The following is a 20,852-nucleotide window of genomic DNA, read 5'->3' on the forward strand; positions in this document are numbered from 1 at the left end:
ATGATTACACTTATTTCAAAGGTGAAGCGGCACAATATTAGCTAAAGGTTTTTTTTTAAGCATGAGTTATACAAAACATCAAATATAAAATTCAGGCGTTTTTTACTATGGCTAGTGATTTACAGCCAATAAATGATTTCATAGATAATCCTTCACACTCTACACCAATCAAATTTATTCATACTAAACATTTAGTTAGGTGATGATGTATAGGTGAAGGGTGACAGAGATCCTTCACCGTTGGTGAAGTATGGGCGTAAAAAAACCGGCTTTCACCGGTTTGGGTTGGTCAGGCTGCTGCCGGTTCGTCACACTTCGGGAGCCAGTCGGCGTTGCTTTCATCCGTCAGATCGAGGTTGGTCTGTATGCCTGACTTCGTGCGCCGCTTCAGGTAGTTCAGCCCGTACTCACGCAGGATGCTTTCCAGCGCCTGGCTGAACGACTTCATGCTGAGCGGGTTGCGGTAGCCATTCGCCTCCATGTACGCCAGATAGGCGTGATAGAGGTAGCGACGGGGTTGCAGGGGCCGGATGCTGGCGTTACCCATGTGCAGGCCGGTCGGCTCTGCGGTCGCAAACAGATAGCCGCAAAAGTCCACCATCGGATCGGCGTCGCGCTTGATGCGCATCGCTTCACCTGAATTCTGCTGCGACTGAAGCAGCGCGCGGGCGTCCTGCGGCATGCTGAACCGCTGCATCAGCTGGCGTACGATAACGGCCAGCTCGTTCTGTATCTTCTCCTTCAGCTGCGGGTCACGCTCGTTCGCCGGGATGATTTCCGGAAAGTGCAGGATTACCCGGCGACGCGACACGCCGCCGCTGCGGTCGGTGAAGCGCATCGGGTTGTTGTTGACGGCCAAAATCACCGCCGGGATGTGAGTCGAATAGGCGTCCTTATACTTCGGGTCCACCGACACCGCATCGCCGCCGGTAATCGCCTTGATGCCCGCGCCATCGCCGCTCCACTTCTCCTGGTCAGGCAGGCGGATAAGCGAATAACCGATGACGGACGCGCGCTCGCGCGAGGATTCGAGCGTCTCGATGGTAGCCGACACGGCGTTGTCCGGACCGGCCAGCATGGTGGCGATTTCCGCCATGATGCTCTTGCCGCTGCCGCCGGGTCCGGTGACTTCGAGAAACAGCTGCCAGTCGTAGCGGTTCGCCAGCACCATGAAAAGCGCGGCCAGAATGATGTCGCGCTTATCCCCGCTGCGCCCGGCGGCACGGTCCAGCCACTGCCAGAAGTGGGGCGCGTGGCTCTCCAGCGTCTCGCCCTCTACCGGGCGGGTGTAGTCCACGTCGCTGACGGTGCGCAGCCAGTTTTCCCGTCGATGCGGGCTGAACGTGCCGCTGCGCGTATCGAGCACGCCGTTGCGAAAGCCAATCAGCTGGCGCTGAGGCGCGGCCTGCTGCGGCAGCATCAGCTTCAGCGTGTCTACCACGCCCGCCACCTTGCCCGCCGAGAACGGCGCGCGCAGGCGCTGGAACAGCTTTGCCACGTCGCGCCCGAACTGGTTACCGGAAATCACCTTCCACGCCCCGGCCTCGTAGCGGCAGAGAATTTCCCCGCTGGCGTCCACGGCCAGATTGCTGCGGTAATGCTCCGCCACGCGCTCCGCCTTTTCGCTGGCGCTCATGGCGGAAAATTCCGCCTCGCTCATCACGTCAAAGGGGCTGGCAGCGGGCGGTGCGGCGGACTCCATCAGCGCCTGCCGGGTCGCGGCCTCACCGTGCTGCGTATACGCGTCGTTCCAGTCGCCAAACACCGCCGGCAGGGCCACGACTCCGTTACAGGCCGCGGCGGCCTGCGCTGCCTTGCGCTGGCCGTCGCCGTTCAGGTCACGGTCGGCGGCAATCACCAGCGGCAGCGACGGGTGTTTTTCACGGACGAGGCCAGCCAGAGAAAGAAGGTTAACGGACGACAGCGCAATCCATACCTCATCGCCGGTCAGGTTGTGCACCGTCAGGCCGGTAGCGTAGCCCTCCGCGAGCCAGATGCGCCTGGATGGCTTATCGCTGCTGAGCACGTGGCAGGCACCTTTCACCTGTCCGCCCTTCAGCGTGCGCTTAATACCTCCCGCGTTAATCAGCTGCACGTTAACGAGCGCGCCGGTCATGTCGTGCAGGGGCACGACAACATCACCGGGACTGTAGGTCGTCAGGGCGACTTTGTGCGGCTTCGCAAGCGTCAGGCAGGGATGCTCCGGCCAGCCCTTGCGGGACAGGTAGGCGTTACCGCTGGTTTCACGCGCGGCGCTGAACAGCTGCTGTGCGAGCGTGGCAGCGGCAGCGCGGGCGGCCCCGCTGTCTTCCGCTTCAGCGTGGATGGCAGCGGCCTCGTTCACGTTGGGCAGGTCGCCGGTCAGGGCGTTAACGCGCTCGGCGGCCTCGGTCACGTTAATGCTGAGCGCCTTTTTCACCAGGTCCATGCCGTCACCGGCCCCGCACTGGTTGCAGAGCCACGTACCGCGCCCCTCCTTATCGTCAAAGCGGAAACGGTCGGCCCCACCGCATACCGGGCAGGGCATGTGGCGGTTCTTCACCACCTTAACGCCCAGCGCGGGCAGGATGCGGGGCCACTGCCCCTGCGCGGCTTTCGCCGCGTCTGATACTGTCATTTTCATGTTGTTATCCCTCAGTGCAGCGGCGGCGCGTCGTGAATGCGTCCGCTCAGCTCGTCCATCACCACCTGACCTAAGAAACTCAGCCCCGGCGCGCTCTTGAGCGGCCCGGCGGCCAGCAGGTCGTCCAGCAGGGCGCAGGCAATTTCCTGACCGCGCAGGCGCCCGTGCTGCCGCAGGTAGAATCCCTCCAGCTCGGTCTCAATGGCGCGCTCAAGTCGCGCCAGCGTCAGGCCGGGATAGCGCTGCTGCTCGCCGCACAGGGTGAGCCAGGCGCAGGCCACCGCGCGACGGGCCAGCGCGGCGTGCAGGTCGGGGGTAAGGGTGCGGATTTTCATGGCGCCACCTCATCATTCATCCAGCTGTCGTGGCAGCGGGTCAGCACGCCGTCGAGCTGCTCGGTGATAAGAAACACAAGCGAGGCCAGCTGCGCGCGTTGTGCAGGCTGCGGCAGCTCGTGACACTCCTGAAAAGAGGTCATGTCGCTGACGAAGCGTCCGGCGTTGCGCAGGTGCTCAAGGCGCGTCAGGTCGTCGATGGAAATTGCAATCTGGCTCATGCGCGCACCTCCGCAACCGGCAGACGGCAGGCAAGGGACAGCACGTAGTCGCGAGCAAGCAGCTGGCGGGCGGCGCGCTCGTCGGTGGCAGTTGCGCGCAGCATTCGCACGCGGCAGTGACGCTCACAGCGGAGCACAGCGGCAAAGACGAAAACAAACTGAGGGTATGGGGAATGAAGGACCGTAGCCATAAGGGCAGTCTCCTTGAAGTAGCGGTTATCGCCACCACCGGAGTTTCCACGCTCTGGCGGTGACCCGAACGGGGGTGGAAAACCGGCCTTCAAGGAAACCGGCCAGCCCGAGGGCTGCCCCGCCCGGGCCACCATTACGAGTACGGCACAACGGAAAAGAAACCGTTGCCCGAATAACGGGTGCACTGAGGCTAAGACACAAAAAAAGACGCATGGCGCGTCTGGTGTCGCCTTGAAGTAACTCGGGTTTCCACGCCCGGCTGCCGGTTTTACGGCAGCGGAATTACTGTACCAGGGAAAGCCCCCGGCGCGCAAGCCGGGAGTGTAAGAAGAAAGCGGCATAAACACCTCAGCAGTCGGTGAGGATAATGCCGTCGCGGGAAAATACCTGCGGGTCTGAGGAGGCCTCATCGCTACGTGAAATGCGGAAGCTAATGCCGGTGCCGCGAAAACGCTGCGGCTGCCCGGGCATATCCACCTCAGCGGCAATGGCCAGCGCCAGCTGCTTCGCGTCTTCCACAGACAGGTTATGGGTCGTGCCGCCAATATTCAGCCGGATCATGCTGCACGCTCCTGACCGCGCGCGGCGATACGTTCGTTCATCCAGGCGCAGACCTCGCTTGCCAGCCACGCCACGTTTTTACCACCCAGCGATACCTGCGCCGGGAAGGAGCTGCGGCTGATGAGGTCGTAGATGGTTGAGCGGGACAGGCCGCAGACGTGGATCACTTCCGGCAGGCGCATAAAACGCTCCTGAACCGGGTGAGATGAGGGCATAGCCGGGGCCGCCGGGGCGGAAGAATGAGCGGATAAAGCAGTGTGCATAAGCTACCTCTTTCTGAGTCCATCAAGTGCCGCACGGATACGAGCGGCGTCGGGTAGCTCTTTATTCTCAGCATATTTACTGCCAAAGCAACAAGGTGAAATTGTGCAGCTGATGGCACTTTTCGCTTGATTTTTAACCTCTCAGTAATATTAGTGCTTATTAGTCTTTATTAACCTTTGGCCCGAAAAAATACATAGGATTTAACTATTGAAAATTAATAATTAAAAGGCACCAATGGTTAAAATTTACATTTCTATAATATTAGCCGGTGAAGAGTGGTGAACAGTGGGTGAACAATCATTTCGCCATTCTTCACCCTCTAATTAACTGTATTTACTCTTTTTTTTCTAAGGTGAAGAATAGTGAAGGATTTATATAAAACTGAAAACTGTTAACAGGCTTTCGTGAGGCCTTTTCCTGGCTCGCCAGAAAGAAAGCTTTTGTCTGGTCCGTCATACAACGCCGCCCGGTGGCAGCGCCTGTGCCAGCCCCGGCACAATTGACTTATCCCAACCGACCCGACAGGAGCATACATGACCCGCACAACCGACTTACCCGCCAGCACCCAGACCGCGCTGGATAAAGTCACCGCCACCAAAGCCGCATGGCTGGACGCACGTACTAAGCAGGAGGCCGCCGCCTCTCAGGGAGACATCATCCGCCAGCGCCGCCGTGATACCGAGGCTAATGCGACCGCCCAGAATGACGAATGGCGCAGGCTGTTCCGTGAGAACGGCGGCGTGATGACGCCGGAGATGAAGAAGCTGCGCGCGGAGGTTGCGCTCGACCGCGAGTCGCTTGAAGAGTTTGACACCCTGCTGACCCTGCACGCGCAGGAGAGTGAGTCCCTGCCGTGGGAAACCGGCGACCTTGCACTCGCTTATATCACTGCGCACAGCGACCTGGTGAATCTTCGTGCCAGGCAGCTCTGGCAGATGTTTATGGACGCGCACGGCCAGCAGCTTATTCAGACGCTGGGCCTGCTGAAAATCACGCTGGGGCGTCAGGCCAGCGCCGGGATTGGTGAAGTTGACAGCGTGAACGACCCGGAGACGGTGCTGAAGAATTTTATCGCCCGGAACATCACTGACCCGGCACTGGTGCGAGACGCCCTGCCGGAAGACGACGTGTTTAAGCTCGCGGGTACTTTCCCTGCGCGCGGCGCACATGATGACTACAGAAACAGCCCCTCTCTCGCAGCGCGCCACAAAATTCTGGCCCGACGCAAAATGGCGCTGAAGGGGCAGGCACAATGACCGTTGCAACCACCCCCGCGCAGGCGCTTGACCAGTTCCGCGCCGCCCGCAGCCAGTGGCAGGCTCACGTCAGTGAGCGTCAGGAGGCTGAAACGGCACTGAATACACTGCTCACGGCTGGCGAAAAAACGGCTGATTACAGTGAGCGTGTACCTCTGCTGCGCGAGCGCATCGCGGTGCTGGACTGGCAGATTAACTGCGTCGCCCGTGAGGGCGTGTACGCACAGCGGATTGTGCTGGAAGCCTGCACGGAGGACGCGCTCAGCGGCTTTATGGGCGAACACGGCCCGGCGCTCACCTCTGCGCTGGCCCCGTTCCTGAACGGCCCCGGCGGGCTGGAGGTGGCCGCCCGGCTGCTTCGCAGCGCCGTGGCCCGTGAGGTGCAGCGTGCGCGCCCGGCGGTGGCAGAAGCTTATAAGGAAGCGCTCGCGGAAGCGTGCCTTGCCCCGGAAGCCGGTATGCTTCGCGACTGTCAGGGGAGCTACACCCCCGCACAGCACCTGCGCTTTGCGCAGCGCCAGAACCGGCTTCCGCAGGAGGACGCGTGATGGCCCTCAAATGCCCGGAGTGCGGCACCACCGCACATACCCGCACCAGCGCCTACGAGTCTGCGACCGTCAAGCGCACCTGGTATCAGTGCACCAACCTTGACTGCTCCTGCACGTTCACCGCGCTGGAGAGCGTCGAGAAAATCATCATGAAGCCGCAGAAGCCTGCAGAGTCAGAACCCGCAGCGGCAACGCTGAGCGCAGCGCGACAGCCGCAGACGCTGGGCCGCTACGGCGACGCCTGCACCCGCCGCGACCGGCACGCACAGCCCTGAACAGGAGAGAATATGAGTAAGCCAATGACAGACACCGCAGTTAACGCGACCGGCGCGCGCATTGCCGCCGCCATGCACACCGGAAACCAGGCGCTGCGCGAGGCGGGCTGGCTCACGAAGCTGCCCGAAGCGGAGATAGAAAGCACCACCGCGCAGCTCATCACAGGCCTTTCCCCTGGCTGGCGTCTTCGTGTCGCCGACCTGATGAAAAGGCTCAATGGCTGGATGGAGGCCCGCAGCAGCGAAACCGCCGCAGCCGCTACCGTGAGCACCCTGCGCGAGCGACACTGCGAGGCCGAACGTGAGGCAGAGGCCGGACGGGCACGCTTTCGCGAACTGCTGGATCAGAACAGCGGCACCGTTACGGTGGAGATGAAAAAGCTGCGCGCCGCCTACCTTGAACAGGAGGAAACTGCTCGTGAGCTTGAGAGCCTGACCAGCGAAAAGGAAAAGCAGCTGCCGCAGCTGGCCCACGACACCGGATGCAAGGCAACTGCCTATGTGCTCAGTCATGAGGGCATCACCGACGAGCGCGTGGACAAGCTTCTAGGCGATTTTCTGGTGCTACACGGCGCGGAGCTGTTCAGCCTGCTGAACATGAAGTACCGCCAGTTCAGGCGCACCGGCAGTGAATACATGCCGGGCGTGATGGAGGGAGTCAATGACGCCGACACGCTCTATGACAGCTTTGTAATGCAGCGTATTGCCGAAACCGGCAGAAAATACGGTGGGCTGATGTTCCGCGACGATGTGCTGAGCCTGACCGGGATCACGCCAGCGGGCAGCGCGAAAGCAGATTGCAAAAAGAAGAAGCTTATCTGACCGGTAAAAGATTAAAACCCATGAGATGCCCGGCCTCACGCCGGGCTTTTTTGTGGCCGACACTCAACGGTATGAGCGTGCATGTCTATGCCGCATGAAAACGCATGAGTCTCAGGCACCCAATAACGGCATATCAACCCAGTAACGGCGCGGCATCAACCCGGTCATGCAGGTGCATGAAAACCACTCTATAAAGCGGGCAGGCGTGGCGGGGGTACGAGCGCGCGCTGGAGGCTTAAAGGAAGGAGACGCTGGTTAACGGCTTAAGAAGGTTAGAACAGGAAATTTGCAATGATATTGGCTTCGACCCTACAAAGAGCGATGTCAATGTAGGGCAGGGTGTAGTTATCAATGCTTACTTGATATTCACAGGCAATGATTCCATTGAGCAGTTATATCCATCATAATTTGCTTTTCTTATGCACTGTGCATCTATTTTTATCTTTTCAAGTTGGTTTGTTTTGCTTGGAGCATTAAAAAATAACATGCCAACTCCACTCAATAAGAGAACGAATAGAACTCCAAAATAAAATATTTTTGCTTTAGTAGTGCTATGGACTCCTTTCAAAAACAATATATCCCGTGGGCTGTTATCCCCAATTGTTTTGGTTAAATCGATGTTAACTAAATCAACAGCAATCTCTTGTTCAAGGGCTAAGCCCTTTTTCACTGCACCAAGCAACAAGGGGTGATACCAGTAAACGTCGACAAAATAAAATAGCATCCATACGATAGCCGCACCAAAGGCTAACATTGACGCTACTGAGAAACTATTACCAAGGACGATAAGGCTTGAGCTGGAGTTAAAACTTACGCCAATAGCACCAATGAAGGCTGAAAGAATCAAAACCCCAAAATTCCTCACCTTCATTTCCAATTCATTAAAATGCTTCTGAACGTCAACTACCGTTTTCCATACATCAACTTTGAGTTTTAACTCTTCAATCCGCATCGTCTCTAAATGAATTCTTTCTTGTAAATTACTCATTTGTTTTTTCCTTGAAAGGCGATAAAATCAAAAAATTTCAAGATATCTGAAAATTGATGGGCTGTATAAGTCGGTTTCGCTCCGCTTGAACTTTCTTTAATCAATCTTTCCCTTTCAACATCTGCATCTGTCCAATGAGTGACGGCACGTAATAAATCATAACCCTTCTTATTTTCTTGAAAGTGACCTGTCCCATAACTTGCGAATACATCAGTTATCTTAGCTTTCTGGGCCATTTCAATATCTTTCATTTCGCTGTCACCTATATAGACGCAATCATCCGGCATGGCGCCAATAGATTTAACAATGTCTAAAAGCAATTGAGGGTTCGGCTTGGTTTCATCCGCAGGTGTGTATTCTTGCTTGGTGTGAATAAGCTTATATTTTTCCTGTTTAACCTCGCCTTCAGGAATGGCATGATCCTCTGGAGAAAATAAGACGTCTATTAATCCATCAAGTTGTAGTCGAGTTAGGCGAAAATTCGAATAATAAGCTTTTGATTCAGTATACGCTACTATATAGCAACCTCTACTCTTTAAGTCTTTAAGAGTGTCCATTACAGTTGGGTATAGACAAAGATGCTTTTTCCTGGCGCTTCTAAAAGCATGAATAGCTTCATCCATAGCTGAATTTATCGACTCTCTACTTCCGTATTTTTCTTGTAATAAAGGAATGCTTTCAAGAATGAATGAATACTCAGCAGTACCGTATTTTTGATGTATTGGTTTAATCTGGTTTATCAAATCAAGTTTGCAGATTCCAGATATCTCTGATGCCTTTTCTAACATAGAGTTAAAGCTATGATACCAAACACTAAACCAGTCAAATAAAGTGTTGTCTAAGTCTGTTATTAAAACACTCTTTTTCATCACTAATTTCTCACCAAAAAAAATATAATCATAATATAGCATACGTGGCATTATATTAATATAATGTGCTGGATATTAAATCCCCGTACCATTGGAGCATCTTTCTTCTGTTTTCAATATGAAGAGCATGATTATATGTTCCTCGAATGGAATTTTTATCAACATGGGCTAATTGTAGTTCAATCCATGCGCTATCGAAATTTGCTTCATGGAGAATTGTCGACATTGTATGCCTGAAACCATGACCGGTAGCGCGTCCTTTATAACCGAGTAACTCAATTACCTGCGAAACACTTTCTTTTGAAATTGGTTTACTGCGATTATTTCTACCAATAAAAATATAAGGATAATGTCCGGTAATAGGCTTTAGTTTTTTGAAAAGGTCAATCACCTGCGTGGACAGGGGCACGATATGAGGCCTACGCATTTTCATCCGTTCTGCAGGAATTTCCCATATCCCTTTTTCTAGATCAACCTCTTCCCAAGTTGCAAAGCGCATCTCCTGAGTCCTTACGCCCGTCAACATGACAATCTTTGTCGCATTCTTAGTAATGATACTGCCGGTATACGCTTCAAGATCGCGGACAAAATGGTGCAACTCTTCCGCTGATAAATATGGATGGTTCTTTTGTTTAGGAACGGACAGCGCAACAGCCAAATCAGGCGCTGGATTGTACTCAGCTCTACCGGTAATGATGGCATAACGAAACACTTCACCACAGCGCTGCCGCACCTTACGCGTTTTCTCTAATGCCCCGCGTTTTTCAATACGGCGAAGCACCTCAAGCAGCTCCAGTGGCTTAATTTCCGATATAGGGCGATTGCCGATGAAAGGAAACACATCCTGCTCAAAGGTCTTAATGATCTCCTCGCGATAGGCCACCGTCCAACGATCAGCCTTATTCGTATGCCATTCACGGCTAATGGCTTCGAACGAGTTCTCCGTGGAGATTTTAAGCGCCAACTTTTGAGCCTTGCGCTCCTCAACTGGATCAATGCCATTAGCTACCTGCTTGCGCGCCACATCGCGCTTCTCTCTCGCCTCAGCAAGTGAAACGAGACTGTATGAGCCAAACGACATCAGCTTAGCTTTGTCGTTGAAGCGATAGCGAAAGCGCCAGCCTTTACTGCCATCCGGATTGATGAGTAAAGCCAGCCCGAGGCCGTCGCTGAGGGTGTAAGGCTTTTCTTGAGGTTTTGCGCGTCGAATTTGTATGTCTGTGAGAGCCATGTGTATAAGTCTAAAGTGTGTATAAAAATTCTATACGCATCACTATACACATTTGTCGTGGATTCTGGCAGATGCTATAGGACTCATACGGACAGGTAAAATGCTAATGGTGCTGTTTTTAAAAGGAATTTAATATTTTATCGGAAGGCTGCGGAAGTGTAGTGGCGGAAGATCACAGGAGTCGAACCTGCCCAGGACCGCTGGCGGCCCCAACCGGATTTGAAATCCGGCCGCCTCACCGGAGACGACGATCTTCCTTTGAAGATGCCGCAGGAGTATAGCGACAATCGCGGCGGAATTCTTGATCTTAGCCGTGCGTTACAGCACGTTTTCACCGTGAAGCTGCCGATACTCCTTCGGCGTGTTGGCATAACTTTTCTTAAACACCGAATAGAAATATTGCAGCGACGGGTAGCCACACATTTGTGAAATCTCATTGATGCTCAATGAAGAACACGCCAGCAGCTCGCGCGCTTTTTCCAGTTTTTCGCGATGAATCATGGCGTGAATGGTGTCGCCGGTTTCATCGCGAAAGCGTTTTTCCAGATTCGATCGCGAGATGCCGATGGCATCCAGCACTTGTTCAACTTTAATGCCTTTGCAGGCGTTAAAGCGGATGTAGTGCATCGCCTGAATCACCGCCGGGTCGTGCAAGGAGCGGAAGTCGGTGGAGCGGCGCGCAATCACTTTTACCGGTGGCACCAGAATTCGTTGCAGTTGCAGAGGCTGATTATCCAGCAGGCGATGCAGCAGTTTTGCCGCCTGATAACCCATCTGACGCGAACCCTGCGCCACTGAAGAGAGCGCCACGCGCGACAGATAACGCGTCAGTTCCTCGTTATCGATACCGATCACCGTGAGCTTTTCCGGCACCGGAATTTTGAGGTATTCGCAGGCCTGCAACAGATGGCGCGCACGGGCATCGGTGACGGCGATGATGCCGGTTTGCTGCGGCAGCGTTTGCAGCCAGTCAGCCAGTCGGTTTTGGGCGTGCTGCCAGTTTTCCGGCGCTGTTTCCATGCCCTGATAGACCACGCCTTGATAACGTTCACGCGCCACCAGTTGGCGAAACGCATGCTCACGTTCCTGTGCCCAGCGTTTGCCGCTGGCTGTGGGCAAACCATAGAAAGCAAAGCGGTTTACGCCTTTCTCTTTCAAATGCAAAAAGGCGCTCTCGACCAGCGCGGCATTGTCGGTGGCGATGTAATGCACGGGCGGATAGTCCTGCGGCTGATGGTAGGATCCGCCAACACCGACAATCGGCACTGACACGTTGGCCAGCAGTTTTTCAATCGAGGGATCGTCGTAATCCGCGATAACCCCATCGCCCAGCCATTCACGGATGTTGTCGATGCGGCAACGAAAATCCTCTTCAATGAAAATGTCCCAATCCGATTGAGATGCCTGTAAATACTCACCGACGCCCTCAACCACCTGGCGGTCATAAACCTTATTGGCGTTGAACAGCAACGTAATGCGAAAGCGTTTCTCATGCATCGTGGCGCACTCTCCTAAATCGACAGCACCTTGCATAGCATGGCACGACGGACAGCAGAAAGAATTTGCGCCACATTGTGATCCCCCACGCGATTACACCCGGCGGCGCGTTGCGGTATCCATCCATACCGCCAGCAGCAGGATGGCGCCCTTGACGATGTACTGCCAGAAAGTCGGGACATCCATCATGCTCATGCCGTTATCCAGTGAAGCCATGATAAATGCGCCGATCACCGCGCCCGCCACCGAACCAACGCCGCCCGCCAGGCTGGTGCCGCCAATCACACAAGCTGCGATGGCATCCAGCTCGGCGATGTTGCCCGCCGAAGGCGAACCCGCGCCAAGGCGTGAGCTGAGAATCAGGCCCGCTATCGCCACCATCACGCCATTGATGGCGAAGACCGCCAGCTTGGTGCGGGCCACATTAATGCCGGAAAGGCGCGCGGCATCCAGATTGCCACCGATGGCATAAATTCGGCGGCCAAAAGCCGTGCGCGTCGCCATAAACATGCCGCCGAGCAGCAGCAGCGCCAGCAGCAGCACCGGCGTTGGTACGCCGCGATAATCGTTGAGCAGCCAGATCGCGCCTAGCACCAGAACAGCGGTGATGACCTGTCGCACCAGCGCACCACTGACGGAGGTTTGCGTCAGACCAAGCTGTTGGCGACGCAGGCGCAAGCGCCATTGCCAGAGGATAAATAGCGCAAGGCCAGCAAAGCCGAAGCCAAAACCGATCCCGCCAGGCAGATAGCTTTGCCCAATCTGCGACATCGCTGGGCTGGTGGGCGCTACGGTTGTACCGTCGGTGATGCCGACCAGAATGCCGCGAAACGCCAGCATTCCCGCCAACGTGACAATAAACGACGGGACTTTGCGATAGGCGACCCACCAGCCGTTCCAGGTCCCGAGCAGCAGGCCCATCACCAAAGTTACGACGATGGTGAGCGGTAGCGGCCAACCGAGCCAGACGTCAAAGATGGCCGCAGCACCGCCGAGCAAGCCCATCATTGAACCGACTGAGAGATCGATCTCCGCTGAGATAATGACGAACACCATGCCGACCGCAAGAATGCCGGTGATGGCGGTCTGGCGCAGCAGGTTGGAAACATTACGGGCGCTGAGCCATGCACCGTCGGTGGTCCAGGTGAAGAACAGGGCGATCAGCACAATCGCACCCAGCATCACCAGCACCTGCAGATCCGGCAGCGAGAATTTACCTGGCGCACCTTTACCCGGCGTGGTGAGGCCGCGTTGCGTACTTTCGGTCTTAAACATAGTGTTCACTCCGCAGGGCGGCTTCCATCACCTGCTCCTGAGTCAGGTTATCGTTAATCAGATCGGCTTTGATTTTGCCTTCATGCATCACCAAAACCCGATCGCTCAGGCCCAGTACTTCGGGCAGCTCAGACGAAATAACAATCACGGCAATCCCTTGCTGCACTAGCGAGTTGATCAGCAGATAGATTTCCTGGCGCGCGCCCACATCAATGCCGCGCGTGGGCTCATCAAGAATTAAGATTTTTGGATTGAGCAGCAGGCATTTAGCGAGGATCGCTTTCTGTTGATTCCCGCCGCTCAGGCGACCAATCGGCAGTTCTGCCGACGAGGTTTTCACCCGCAGGCGCGCAATGGCCTGGTTAATTGCCTGCTGCTCCTGCGCCTCATCCAGCAGCGAAAGTCGGGGACTAAATTGATCCAGCGCGGCCAGCGTGATGTTTTTGCCCACGCCCATCAGCGGCACGATGCCATCCTTTTTGCGATCTTCCGGCACCATCGCGATGCCGTGAGCGATGGCGGCGCGGCAGTCATTGATACGGACTTTCTTACCGTTGATGTGAATATCGCCCTGCCAGCGCCCCGGCCAAACGCCAAAGAGACACTGCACGGTTTCGGTTCGCCCGGCACCGACCAGCCCCGCAATGCCAAGAATTTCGCCGCGCTTCAGGCTGAAAGAGACGTTATCCACCCGGCGAATATGGCGGTTGATGGGATGCCACGCCGTGAGGTTCTCCACCTGCAACAGGGTTTCGCCAATCTCGTGTGGGCTATGCGGATAGAGCGCCGTCAGCTCGCGCCCGACCATCATAGTGATGATGTCATCCTCACTCAGCCCGGCGGCTGCGCGGGTCGCGATATGCTGGCCGTCGCGGATCACGCAGATGGTGTCCGAAATCGCTTTAACTTCATTGAGTTTGTGTGAGATGTAGATGCAGGCGATGCCGTGTTCGCGCAGGTTTTTGATGATACTCAGCAGCACCTCGGTTTCCTGTTCGGTGAGCGAAGAGGTCGGCTCGTCGAGGATTAGCAGGCGCACCTGTTTATTCAGGGCGCGTGCAATCTCCACCAGCTGTTGCTGGCCTAATCCCAGCTCTCCGACGCGTGTATCCGGCGATACATGCAGTTTGACCCGCTCCAGCAGTTGCTGGCAGCGCAGCGTCATGGTTTCGTCATCCACCATGCCGAAACGCCCCAGCTCTGCGCCGAGGAAAATGTTCTCCATCACCGTCAGCTGCCGCACCAGCGCCAGCTCTTGATGGATGATCACAATCCCTTTGCGTTCGGTATCACGAATGGTCTGCGCCTGAATCTCGTCGCCCGCAAAATGAATAGTGCCTTCGAAGTCACCGTGCGGATACAGCCCGCACAGGATTTTCATCAGCGTCGATTTTCCCGAGCCGTTTTCGCCGCACAGCGACATCACTTCACCGGCTTCCAGCTGCAGGCTCACGTCATCCAGTGCTTTCACCGCGCCGAAACGTTTGGTGATATGGTTCATTTCCAGCAACATCGACATATCTCCTTTGCGGGCTCGCGCCTCAGAGTTCGCTCTGCTTGTGGAAGCCGTCTTTGACTACCGTGCTTTCAATGTTGTCTTTGTTGACCGGAATAGGATTCAGCAGGCGCGATGGCACATCTTTCAGGCCGTTGTTCAGCTTGCTGTTGCTGGCGGGTTGCTTGTCGTCACCGAGTTCCACCGCGATTTTGGCCGCTTCGGTCGCCAGTTCGGTGATGGGTTTGTAAACCGTCATGGTTTGCGTGCCGTTCATAATGCGTTTGATGGCGGCGAGATCGGCATCCTGACCGGAGATCGCGACTTTGCCGGAAAGTCCCTGCGCGCTTAATGCCTGAATGGCACCGCCTGCGGTGGCATCATTCGACGCTACAACGGCATCAATGTGGTTGCTGTTCGCGGTTAAGGCGTTTTCCATTATTTTCAGCGCATTTTCCGGCAGCCAGGCATCAACCCACTGATCGCCGACCACTTTAATGCTGCCATTATCAATATAAGGTTTTAACACTTTCATCTGACCGGCACGGAACAGGCGCGCATTATTATCCACCGGCGATCCGCCCATCAGGAAGTAATTACCTTTAGGCACTTGCTTTACAATACTTTCGGCCTGTAATTCGCCCACTTTTTCATTATCGAATGAGATATAAAAATCAATATCGGCGTTATTTATCATGCGGTCATACGCCAGCACTTTAATGCCTTCACGTTTCGCTTCCGCCACAACGTTACTTAAAACCTGGCCGTTATAAGGAATGATGACCAATACATCGACGCCGCGATTGATCATATTTTCAATTTGCGACATCTGCGTTTCTTCGTTGCCGTTGGCCGATTGCACAAACACTTTGGCGCCCAGCGATTCGGCTTGTTTAACAAAGATATCGCGATCTTTTTGCCAGCGTTCCAGACGTAAATCATCAATAGCCATACCGATTTTGACTTCTTTAGCGCTACCCGCGTGACTAAACAGGGCCAGAGCCGCGCAGGCGGCCAACAGTGATTGTTTCATGTTCATGGTATTAATCCTGTAGGTTGAGGCTGTTGTCGTTGTAAGGCTTATAACCAGGCCGATGAATTGTTGCCCTGAGTTTCAGATGACATCAATTACTGATTTTTATCCGGCTATTACGTTTTTTGGTTTATTTTCGATTTTATGAGCGTGATCGATATTTCAACGCTTTCAGAAAAAACGAAGCTGGCGAGCCTGAATGAAAATAACGACATTATTTTGCGAGCTGGCGCACAAATAATAATTATCTTACGTTGAGTGTTAAATATCGTAATTGAGCAGCAGTAAATTACATCACCACAATAACCGCTCAAAGCTGACCATTCGGGTCCTCATGCTAAGGAGCTAACTATGCACGCCTATTTCGACCAGCTTGATCGCGTTCGTTATGAAGGGAGTAATACCCGCAATCCTCTGGCGTTTCGTCATTACAACCCGGACGAAGTGATTCTCGGTAAAACCATGGCGGAGCATCTGCGCTTTGCGGCCTGTTACTGGCATACCTTCTGCTGGAACGGCGCGGATATGTTTGGCGTTGGGGCGTTTGATCGTCCGTGGCAGAAGCCGGGAGATGCGCTTGAGCTGGCGAAACAAAAGGCCGATGTCGCCTTTGAGTTCTTTCATAAACTGAATGTGCCTTATTACTGCTTCCACGATGTGGATGTCTCACCGGAAGGCGATTCGCTGAAAAGCTATCGCGAAAACTTTGCCGTAATGACGGATAAGTTGCTGGAAAAACAGCAGGAAACCGGCGTGAAACTGCTGTGGGGAACCGCCAACTGCTTTACCCATCCGCGTTACGGTGCGGGTGCGGCAACCAATCCAGATCCGGAAATTTTTGCCTGGGCCGCCAGCCAGGTGTGCAGCGCCATGCAGGCCACGCAAACTCTGGGCGGTGAGAACTATGTGCTGTGGGGCGGGCGCGAAGGGTATGAAACCTTACTCAACACCGACCTGCGCCAGGAGCGCGAGCAGATTGGCCGGTTTATGCAGATGGTGGTGGAGCACAAACACAAGATCGGTTTCCACGGCATGTTGCTGATTGAACCCAAGCCGCAGGAGCCGACAAAACATCAGTATGACTATGATGTGGCAACGGTTTATGGCTTCCTGAAGCAGTTCGGGCTGGAGAAAGAGATCAAAGTGAATGTGGAGGCTAACCACGCAACGCTGGCGGGCCACTCATTCCATCATGAAATCGCAACGGCCATCGCGCTGGGCATTTTTGGCTCGGTGGATGCTAACCGTGGCGACATGCAGTGCGGCTGGGATACCGACCAGTTCCCGGTCAGCGTGGAAGAGAATGCGCTGGTGCTGTACGAAATTATCAAAGCGGGCGGATTCACCACCGGCGGCTTAAACTTTGATGCCAAAGTCCGCCGCCAGAGCACCGACAAATATGACCTGTTCTACGGCCATATCGGCGCAATGGATACCATGGCGCTGGCGTTAAAAGTCGCGGCCCGCATGGTGGCGGACGGCGAGCTGGATAAGCGTGTGGCACAACGCTACAGCGGCTGGAACGGTGAGTTCGGACAGCAGATTCTGAAGGGTGAATTTTCCCTCGCCGCACTGGCAGAACAGGCGCAGCAACAGCAATTCAATCCACAGCATCGTAGTGGACGCCAGGAACAGCTGGAGAATCTGGTGAATCACTACTTGTTTGATTTTTAACTTTTCAGGAGCGCAGCATGGTTATCGGCATCGATTTAGGCACCTCCGGCGTGAAAGTGGCGTTGCTGGATGCGCACGGCAAAGTGATTGCAGTGGAGAGTGCGCCGCTGGAGGTGTCGCGGCCGCAGCCGTTATGGAGTGAGCAAGATGCCGAAAGCTGGTGGCAGGCGACCGATCGTGCCATGCAGGCGCTGGCGCAGCAGCACGATCTCAGCGGCGTGAAGGCGATTGGCCTGAGCGGGCAGATGCACGGTGCCACCTTGCTGGATAGCGAGAATCGGGTGCTGCGTCCGGCGATTTTGTGGAATGACGGGCGCAGTGGCGAGCAGTGTCAGGAGCTGGAAAAGCGCGTGCCGGATTCGCGCCGCATCACCGGCAATCTGATGATGCCCGGCTTCACCGCACCAAAGCTGCTGTGGGTGAAACAGCATGAGCCGCAGGTGTTTGCTCAGGTAGCTAAAGTGCTGCTACCAAAAGATTATCTGCGCTTCCGCATGAGCGGTGACTTCGCCAGCGATATGTCGGACGCCGCGGGAACGATGTGGCTGGATGTGGCGCAGCGCGACTGGAGCGATGAGATGCTTAGCGCCTGCGAGTTGCAGCGCAGCCAGATGCCGCAACTGTTTGAAGGTAATCAGATCACCGGCACTTTATTGCCAGATGTCGCCGCGCGCTGGGGCATGCAAAAAGTGCCGCTGGTGGCGGGCGGCGGCGATAATGCGGCGGGCGCGGTGGGTGTGGGCATGGTCGAGCCGGGACAAGGCATGCTGTCGCTTGGTACGTCGGGAGTCTATTTCCTGGTGAGCGACGGCTATCTCAGTAATCCACAGCGCGCAGTGCACAGCTTCTGCCACGCGCTGCCGCAGCGCTGGCATTTGATGTCGGTGATTTTGAGCGCGGCTTCCTGTCTCGATTGGGCGGCGGCGTTGACCGGTTGTGATGATGTGCCGCAACTGCTGAATGAGGCGGAAAAAGCGCGCAGCGATGTGCCGCCAGTGTGGTTCCTGCCTTATCTCTCTGGCGAACGCACGCCGCATAACAATCCGCAAGCGCAGGGCGCGTTCTTTGGTTTGACGCATCAGCATGGCCGACCAGAACTGGCGCGCGCGGTGCTGGAAGGCGTGGGCTTCGCGCTGGCCGAAGGCATGGATGCGGTGCATGAGTGCGGGGTGCAGCCGAAAACCGTGATGCTGATTGGCGGCGGCGCGCGCAGTGCGTACTGGCGTCAGATGCTGGCGGATATCAGCGGGCAAACGCTGGATTATTGTCATGGCGGCGAAGTAGGTCCGGCGCTGGGTGCAGCGCGACTGGCGCAGCTGGCGATTGATCCGGCGAGCGAATGGCCGTCGCTTGAACTGGCGCAGCGGCATCAGCCGGATGCGGCGCGCCATCAGGCGTATCAGCCGCAGCGCGAAGTGTTTGCGCGCTTGTATCAGCAGCTGCAGCCGTTGATGTCTTGATGTGGGAGAGTGATGGCTGGATTTGGCAGGGTGTTGGGGTTTTTATCAGGTATTATTGGGTGATTCTGTTGAATCGAGTGGCTTGATTTGGTCGCCATGAATGGCGACCCTACATGTAGGGTTGGCATTTATGCCGACCTGGCCGAATACCGCACCCAACTGATGGAGCCCACCATGCCGCAATCCGTCTTCTTCCTCGTGCTTCCCGGCGTGATGGCGCTGGATCTCACTGGCCCTGCTGAAACCCTGCAGCTGGCCGACGGCCACTTTACGTTGCATTACATCGGCCCGCAGCCGAGCGTGCTGTGCTCCACCGGCATGACCATCGCAGACATCGCGCCGTTGCCCGCGCAACTACCGGAAAACAGTCTGCTGGTGGTGCCTGGCGTATACAATTCGCGCGTCTGTTTCGATACCGAACCGGCAGCCATAGCGCGTGACTGGCTACGTCAGCAGCAAGCGGCGATTACCGATCAGCGCATCACGCTGGTTTGCATCTGTTCCGGCGCATTGCTCTCGGCGCAGGCGGGATTGCTGGATGGCATTCAGTGCACCACGCATCACGATGTGTTGCCGCGCCTGAAGGCGGCAGCACCGGCGGCGTTAGTGAAAGATAACCGGGTTTTCGTCGAAGATGGTGGCATCTGGACCAGCGCGGGAATTACTGCGGGTATCGATCTGGCGCTGCACTTAATCAATAGATTATGCGGTGCGCCGCAGGCACTGAAAGTGGCGCGCGAAATGGTGGTGTGGTTCCGCCGTTCTGGCGACGATCCGCAGCTGTCGCCGTGGCTGCGCTATCGCAATCATATGCATCCGGCGATTCATCGCGCGCAGGATGTGATGATTGCCCATCCCGAACACGATTGGTCGCTTACCGCATTGGCCGAGCGGGCGCACGTCAGCGAACGTCATCTTACGCGCCTGTTTCGCCAGCATCTTGGCATCAGCGTGCGCGAATACCACGAACAGCTGCGCTTAGTGATTGCGCGGCAACGTCAGCAGCAGGGCGAAGCTGCGGAGAAAGCGGCGCTGGCCGCCGGATTCTCCTCGGCCCGCCAGCTGCGCCGCGCGCACCAGCGCTGGGACGATCAGCTCACCAGATGACGCTTATCCACGCGCTGTAAGCCCATCGCCAGCAGCAAGCTGCCGATCAGCGTCACGCCCATTACCCACGGTAAATCGAGCCACGGACGCGACATATCGTCGTAGTGATTGGTGCGCAGAAAGTGGATAAACAGCGCGTGAAAGCCGTAGATCGGCAGTGAATAGCGCGAGATAGTGGCAAGTCCCGGCAGCGCGCGCTGATTCAGCGTATTTTTGAACAGAATCAACAGGCTGATGGCGGCAATAAATACCAGCGGCCCGCAGTAAAGATACCAGGTATCGTTGAACGCGCCGTTGATTTTCAGCATCTGTTTGGTGCCGAGCGCAATGCCAATCACGCAGGCAACAAAGCCCAATCCCGCCAGCCAGCTGATGCTGCGCTTGTCGGTCTCCATGCAGCCAATCGCACGTCCGAGCAGCGCATACAGCAGGTAATAGATGCTGTCGCCGCTGACATACAGATTCACCGGCAGCCAGTGGAACGGCCCCAGCGATTGGCTCACGGTATTCGGATTCGCCAGCACCGCCAGCACGATCACCAGCATGGCGACATAGCGCGGCGCCACGCTTTTCACCTGAATCAGCGGGGATAACAGATAGATGCCGATAATGGCGAAGAAGAACCACAGGTGATAGAACACCGGTTTTTGCAGTAGTTTGAGCAGCGATCGCCCTTCATTGATCGGCGTTAGCCAGGTGATATAGACCAGTGCTACTGCGCTGTAGAACAGCAGGCACAGCACGATACGCAGCAGATGCCGCCCTTGCGCGCTGCGTTCGCCGAAAAACAGATAGCCTGAGATCATAAAGAACAGCGGCACACAGACGCGTGACGCCGAGTTGAGCAGGTTTGCCACATCCCAGCTCATGCCTGTCACCGCCATCGGTCCGGTGATGTACCAGGTTGTGGTGTGAATGACGATCACCATCAGGCAGGCGACCGCACGTAAGTTGTCGATCCAGTAAATTTTTTGCTGCATGGCGTCCTCTTGCATTAGCTGCGAAGAAGGGTAGCCAGTGAGCCGCGCGGCAACAACCTTTTGCGCTGTAATTCAGATCACTCTGTTACCAGGTCGCCATAAATGACGACCCTACAAAAATAATTCCGATTCGTCGTAGGGTCGCC

General features: G+C 55.6%; 21 protein-coding genes and 1 tRNA gene. 7 read left to right on the forward strand and 15 right to left on the reverse strand.

The genetic code is table 11. The features are described 5' to 3' along the window. Positions 1–289 precede the first annotated feature (289 nt). The 6 genes from ACXIZX_RS19565 to ACXIZX_RS19590 are packed head-to-tail and all read right to left on the reverse strand — an operon-like array spanning position 290 to position 4,195. On the reverse strand, positions 290–2,623 hold the full coding sequence (locus ACXIZX_RS19565; RefSeq protein WP_479404763.1) for a phage/plasmid primase, P4 family: 2,334 nt from the start codon (positions 2,621–2,623) through the stop codon (positions 290–292). A gap of 11 nt (positions 2,624–2,634) precedes the next feature. Beyond that, positions 2,635–2,958 (reverse strand): DUF5375 domain-containing protein, encoded by a 324-nt coding sequence (locus ACXIZX_RS19570; protein WP_336768698.1) that lies wholly within the window; start codon positions 2,956–2,958, stop codon positions 2,635–2,637. Beyond that, on the reverse strand, positions 2,955–3,179 hold the full coding sequence (locus tag ACXIZX_RS19575) for a hypothetical protein (protein WP_479404764.1): 225 nt from the start codon (positions 3,177–3,179) through the stop codon (positions 2,955–2,957). The genes ACXIZX_RS19570 and ACXIZX_RS19575 overlap by 4 nt, the downstream gene beginning before the upstream one ends. After that, complete coding sequence (locus ACXIZX_RS19580) at positions 3,176–3,718, reverse strand: host cell division inhibitor Icd-like protein (RefSeq protein ID WP_479404765.1); 543 nt, start codon at positions 3,716–3,718, stop codon at positions 3,176–3,178. Before ACXIZX_RS19580 ends, ACXIZX_RS19575 begins: the two co-directional genes overlap by 4 nt. A 1-nt stretch (position 3,719) precedes the next feature. Next, a complete protein-coding gene (locus tag ACXIZX_RS19585; RefSeq protein WP_479404766.1) occupies positions 3,720–3,932 on the reverse strand; it encodes a hypothetical protein in 213 nt (70 codons plus the stop codon). Further along, positions 3,929–4,195, reverse strand: a complete 267-nt coding sequence (locus tag ACXIZX_RS19590; protein ID WP_479404767.1) for a helix-turn-helix transcriptional regulator — start codon at positions 4,193–4,195, stop codon at positions 3,929–3,931. The genes ACXIZX_RS19585 and ACXIZX_RS19590 overlap by 4 nt, the downstream gene beginning before the upstream one ends. Before the next feature lie 534 nt (positions 4,196–4,729). On the opposite strand from ACXIZX_RS19590, the gene ACXIZX_RS19595 reads away from it, so the two are divergent. The 4 genes from ACXIZX_RS19595 to ACXIZX_RS19610 are packed head-to-tail and all read left to right on the forward strand — an operon-like array spanning position 4,730 to position 7,097. Further along, positions 4,730–5,452, forward strand: a complete 723-nt coding sequence (locus tag ACXIZX_RS19595; protein ID WP_479404768.1) for a septation initiation protein — start codon at positions 4,730–4,732, stop codon at positions 5,450–5,452. Continuing rightward, positions 5,449–6,000: a phage polarity suppression protein gene (locus ACXIZX_RS19600; protein ID WP_479404769.1), complete on the forward strand. Its 552-nt coding sequence runs from the start codon at positions 5,449–5,451 to the stop codon at positions 5,998–6,000. The genes ACXIZX_RS19595 and ACXIZX_RS19600 overlap by 4 nt, the downstream gene beginning before the upstream one ends. Further along, positions 6,000–6,275 (forward strand): ogr/Delta-like zinc finger family protein, encoded by a 276-nt coding sequence (locus ACXIZX_RS19605; RefSeq protein WP_265301744.1) that lies wholly within the window; start codon positions 6,000–6,002, stop codon positions 6,273–6,275. Before ACXIZX_RS19600 ends, ACXIZX_RS19605 begins: the two co-directional genes overlap by 1 nt. Positions 6,276–6,287: 12 nt before the next feature. Next, complete coding sequence (locus tag ACXIZX_RS19610; RefSeq protein ID WP_479404770.1) at positions 6,288–7,097, forward strand: hypothetical protein; 810 nt, start codon at positions 6,288–6,290, stop codon at positions 7,095–7,097. Between the two features lie 355 nt (positions 7,098–7,452). Here ACXIZX_RS19610 and ACXIZX_RS19615 read toward each other — a convergent pair whose 3' ends face one another. The 8 genes from ACXIZX_RS19615 to xylF all read right to left on the reverse strand — a co-directional run bounded on the left by ACXIZX_RS19615 (position 7,453) and on the right by xylF (position 15,491). Continuing rightward, complete coding sequence (locus ACXIZX_RS19615; protein WP_479404771.1) at positions 7,453–8,085, reverse strand: hypothetical protein; 633 nt, start codon at positions 8,083–8,085, stop codon at positions 7,453–7,455. Beyond that, positions 8,082–8,954: an HAD family hydrolase gene (locus tag ACXIZX_RS19620; RefSeq protein ID WP_479404772.1), complete on the reverse strand. Its 873-nt coding sequence runs from the start codon at positions 8,952–8,954 to the stop codon at positions 8,082–8,084. The genes ACXIZX_RS19615 and ACXIZX_RS19620 overlap by 4 nt, the downstream gene beginning before the upstream one ends. 55 nt (positions 8,955–9,009) lie before the next feature. Continuing rightward, positions 9,010–10,185, reverse strand: a complete 1,176-nt coding sequence (locus ACXIZX_RS19625; protein WP_479404773.1) for a tyrosine-type recombinase/integrase — start codon at positions 10,183–10,185, stop codon at positions 9,010–9,012. A 162-nt stretch (positions 10,186–10,347) separates the two neighbouring features. Further along, positions 10,348–10,442, reverse strand: a tRNA-Sec gene (locus ACXIZX_RS19630). Positions 10,443–10,503: 61 nt separating this feature from the next. Further along, positions 10,504–11,682, reverse strand: coding sequence for a D-xylose utilization transcriptional activator XylR (xylR, locus tag ACXIZX_RS19635; protein WP_479404774.1), 1,179 nt, complete (start codon positions 11,680–11,682; stop codon positions 10,504–10,506). Positions 11,683–11,775: 93 nt separating this feature from the next. Next, complete coding sequence (gene xylH / locus ACXIZX_RS19640) at positions 11,776–12,957, reverse strand: xylose ABC transporter permease XylH (RefSeq protein WP_008105258.1); 1,182 nt, start codon at positions 12,955–12,957, stop codon at positions 11,776–11,778. Next, positions 12,950–14,476, reverse strand: coding sequence for a xylose ABC transporter ATP-binding protein (locus ACXIZX_RS19645; RefSeq protein WP_258144262.1), 1,527 nt, complete (start codon positions 14,474–14,476; stop codon positions 12,950–12,952). Before ACXIZX_RS19645 ends, xylH begins: the two co-directional genes overlap by 8 nt. A gap of 22 nt (positions 14,477–14,498) precedes the next feature. Continuing rightward, on the reverse strand, positions 14,499–15,491 hold the full coding sequence (gene xylF / locus ACXIZX_RS19650) for a D-xylose ABC transporter substrate-binding protein (RefSeq protein WP_008105256.1): 993 nt from the start codon (positions 15,489–15,491) through the stop codon (positions 14,499–14,501). 345 nt (positions 15,492–15,836) lie between these two features. On the opposite strand from xylF, the gene xylA reads away from it, so the two are divergent. The 3 genes from xylA to ACXIZX_RS19665 all read left to right on the forward strand — a co-directional run bounded on the left by xylA (position 15,837) and on the right by ACXIZX_RS19665 (position 19,726). Then, the gene (gene xylA / locus ACXIZX_RS19655) at positions 15,837–17,159 is read left to right on the forward strand and encodes a xylose isomerase (RefSeq protein WP_061719300.1); all 1,323 of its coding nucleotides are present in this window, start codon (positions 15,837–15,839) and stop codon (positions 17,157–17,159) included. 17 nt (positions 17,160–17,176) lie between these two features. Continuing rightward, on the forward strand, positions 17,177–18,619 hold the full coding sequence (gene xylB / locus ACXIZX_RS19660; protein ID WP_479404775.1) for a xylulokinase: 1,443 nt from the start codon (positions 17,177–17,179) through the stop codon (positions 18,617–18,619). Between the two features lie 174 nt (positions 18,620–18,793). Beyond that, positions 18,794–19,726, forward strand: coding sequence for a GlxA family transcriptional regulator (locus tag ACXIZX_RS19665; protein ID WP_154156925.1), 933 nt, complete (start codon positions 18,794–18,796; stop codon positions 19,724–19,726). Here ACXIZX_RS19665 and ACXIZX_RS19670 read toward each other — a convergent pair. Continuing rightward, positions 19,711–20,706 (reverse strand): acyltransferase, encoded by a 996-nt coding sequence (locus ACXIZX_RS19670; protein WP_061719302.1) that lies wholly within the window; start codon positions 20,704–20,706, stop codon positions 19,711–19,713. The two genes, ACXIZX_RS19665 and ACXIZX_RS19670, sit on opposite strands and share 16 nt — an antisense overlap. Between the last annotated feature and the right edge of the window lie 146 nt (positions 20,707–20,852).

The sequence above is a fragment of the Candidatus Pantoea symbiotica genome, from assembly GCF_056491525.1.